Source organism: Frankia canadensis (genome assembly GCF_900197875.1).
Taxonomy (GTDB): Bacteria; Actinomycetota; Actinomycetes; order Frankiales; family Frankiaceae; genus Frankia; species Frankia canadensis.
Window position 1 is genome coordinate 1 of sequence record NZ_FZMO01000330.1, and the last position, 3,380, is coordinate 3,380.

Below are 3,380 nucleotides of genomic sequence, written 5' to 3' on the forward strand. Positions count from 1 at the left end.
CCCTAGTCATTGGATACCAGATACACACCGTCTCGCCCTAGCTTGGCAGGTAGGGGGTCGCTGGGCATCGTCTACAGTTCCGCCGAACCGCTCCCCAGCACCGGCCTCCCGCCCCGGATTGACGTACATACGCCAGTCGATCAACATTCTGACCTGGACAGATGCATCACCGCCGGACCTCTGCAAGATCGGCGTTTTCGAGCTGCCTAACATCGCCTGTGACCTGCGATTTAAGGTTGGGGTTGCTGATCATCCCTGGAGGGATCGCAACGTGACGAGTAGCGGCACGGTAGGCGTGGCCATCAGGTTGCTGATCATCCCTGGAGGGATCGCAACACCAGCGCGTCAAGAACCTGCCCTTCGAACAGTCCGAGTTGCTGATCATCCCTGGAGGGATCGCAACTAGTGGATGCCGTCCGGCTCTCCCCGCTCCGCTGCGGTTGCTGATCATCCCTGGAGGGATCGCAACGCCGTTTCCGGAGAGTCAGCCGCTGCCCGGCGGAGTTGCTGATCATCCCTGGAGGGATCGCAACACCCGCCCGCCGGCGATGGCACACCCCCCGCCAAGTTGCTGATCATCCCTGGAGGGATCGCAACCATGAGATCTCCCAGGATGCCGAGGGCGGTAGGGGCCAGGTTGCTGATCATCCCTGGAGGGATCGCAACCTCGCCTCCCAGGCCGCGGCCACGTGCGCGCGTACGTTGCTGATCATCCCTGGAGGGATCGCAACATGCTCTGCCATCCGGTCGCCGCGTAGCCGAGGGGTTGCTGATCATCCCTGGAGGGATCGCAACCCCTTGGGCATGTACTGGTGCATCATGCTGTCCTGTTGCTGATCATCCCTGGAGGGATCGCAACGCATTACCGGGCACCTCCGTTTCCGGACGGGCGGGTTGCTGATCATCCCTGGAGGGATCGCAACACCCCCACCCGGGGGACGGGCCACCGCCGGCCGCGCGTTGCTGATCATCCCTGGAGGGATCGCAACGCCGGACCCGTGACGCGCACCGCGATCGCGTCGGTGTTGCTGATCATCCCTGGAGGGATCGCAACAACAGCGGCCAGATCAGGCTCAGGTCCCGGGTGGTCGCCGGTTGCTGATCATCCCTGGAGGGATCGCAACCGGCGACCTCCCGCTGGTGGGCGTCACGGAGCGCCGCGTGTTGCTGATCATCCCTGGAGGGATCGCAACGTCGGTGACAGGTCGAGGGCCGACGCGATGGAGGCAAGTTGCTGATCATCCCTGGAGGGATCGCAACCCGGCGGTGGCGCCGGGGCACAGCCGGTACGGGGTCGCTGATCATCCCTGGAGGGATCGCAACCGGGCGTCCCGTGCGCGGTCAGCCTGTATGACGCCTATGTCGTGATCATCCCTGGAGGGATCGCAACGTATCGGGTCCGGGGTGGTCGAGCAGCGCGCGCCGGGCGTGTCGCTGATCATCCCTGGAGGGATCGCAACCGCCTGGTCGCCACCGCGAACCCGAGGATCCGGCGTCGCTGATCATCCCTGGAGGGATCGCAACCGCTCGAGGAGACATCCGACAGCGAGACGGTCGCCAGCGAGGAGGACGCAACCGTGCACGAGGTTCCCCTTCCGCCCGCCGGCTGGCAGGCGCAACTTCTACCTGCGCTAGATGATCTGGCCCGTCGAGATCCACGAGTGCGAGACGTTCACGTTCATGGGTCGGCGGCCGGTCCCGCCCCCGATCTGGATTGCTGGTCTGATCTGGACCTCGTGGTGGTGACCGACGACCCGCAACGCGTCGCTCACGGAATCGTCGACCGCCTTCTCGGCGAGATGCCGCCGCTGTTCGCCATCAACCAGGGCGGAACCTCGACGCGGCACGTGACGCGACTGGTCTTTCGCGACCTACGACGGCTGGACATCACCGTCACGACGCGCGCCGATGACCAGCCGCAACGCCGGACCACCACCCCGGCGCCGTCGGAGGACGACCCCATGGAGACATTGATCAACAACTATCGGTTCGACGCGGTCCTGGCCGCCGTCAAGACAGCCCGCGGAGACCTGCTCATCGCGGCACATCTCACGCTCCAACTCGCCAGGCACATCCTCGTCGCCGCGATGCTGCTGCGCGACCGCGACGCCGGCACCAACCACCATCGCCACGGCGGGACGAAGTGGGATTCCTGGGCCCAGCGGGCCGCACCCGTTCCAGTCACCTACACGACGACCGGCATCACCGCAGCAATCCGATCTTGCACCCAGGTGTTCGACGAGCTGGTCGGCAAGTGGGATCAATCGCTGGTCGGTGGTCACGAGCCACTCCTGGCCATGCTCCGACAGGTCGATCGCACCGCACGGAACCCGGACGCCAACATCCCCAGCCCGTGATCAAATCCTACGTCCGCGGTCACGCCGAGCATGTCGAACCGGCGCACCTTCCCTGGCACAAACAGGCACAGCGACCGAAAACAAGATCGCTAACACCGACGGCGGCTGTCATCGAATCTGATCCGACCAGGCCAGGACCCAGCATCGGATCACCTTCGCTGTCAACGGACAGCCACGTGGGGGTGATCCGACGCGGATGATCGCGGCGATGCGCTGCTCGACGTCCTCCCCACGCCGGGGGGCTGATCCGGCCACGGCGGCCACGGCGGGCCGCGCGGCCGTCCTCCCCACGCCCGAGGGGGTGCTCCGTTGGCGTCGCTGTCGTCGAAGGCGGTGAGGATGTCTTCCCTACGCCCGTGGGGGTGATCCGCCGCTGCTGCGCGAGTTCGTCTTGGCCGGGCAGGCTGAGGCGGTTGATGAAATAGCCGCCAGTGCGCCGAGGCGCGCGGGGCGCTCTCGTCCTGGAAGGTCCTGCCCTTGGGCAGGACCTTCATATGTGCCTTCGCGGTTTGGTGACCACGGGGCGGCTTGGTGTTGGTGGTCGGTTGGCTGTTCGCGCGGTCGGTCTGTGATCCGGCGGTGGGGCGTCGGCGCCCGGTGTCGCTGCGCTGAGTGGCGGAAGGTCGCCTCTGAGGTGATCAGCGGCGAGCCTGTGGGAACAAGATCATAATCTGTCGACCGGGGCCAGAGTTCCATGATCATGGAGTGTGGTGGCGGGGGTTCGGGCGACCGTCGGCTTGCTTTGCTCCTTGTGTGGGGGTCTGTTCATGCGACGTGAACATCGCGGGGCCCGGCGTGCAGGTTCAGGGGCGAGCGTGAGGTCCGGGAGTGCGAGCGGAAGAAGGCCGGCTGCGGGGCTGGGCAGCCGGCCGGGATGTGGGCCGAGCGGGGCGTGCTCAGTCGATGATCTGCCAGGCCCATTCGTAGGCGCCGAGGTAGTAGAGGCCGTCGGGGGAGGGTTCGAGGATTGATCGGCCCCGCGTTTTCCGGACACATTCTATCGGTCGGTTTTAGGCCGCATCA

General features: G+C 65.9%; 1 protein-coding gene and 1 CRISPR repeat array. The gene reads left to right on the plus strand.

Annotation, left to right across the window (positions count from 1 at the left end):
• The first annotated feature begins 241 nt into the window (after positions 1–241).
• Positions 242–1,524: a CRISPR direct-repeat array (repeat unit 30 nt; unit sequence GTTGCTGATCATCCCTGGAGGGATCGCAAC).
• 53 nt (positions 1,525–1,577) lie between these two features.
• Entirely contained in the window at positions 1,578–2,357 is a 780-nt protein-coding gene (locus C1A33_RS22360) for an aminoglycoside 6-adenylyltransferase (protein ID WP_115538000.1), read from the plus strand.
• Positions 2,358–3,380: the final 1,023 nt, after the last annotated feature.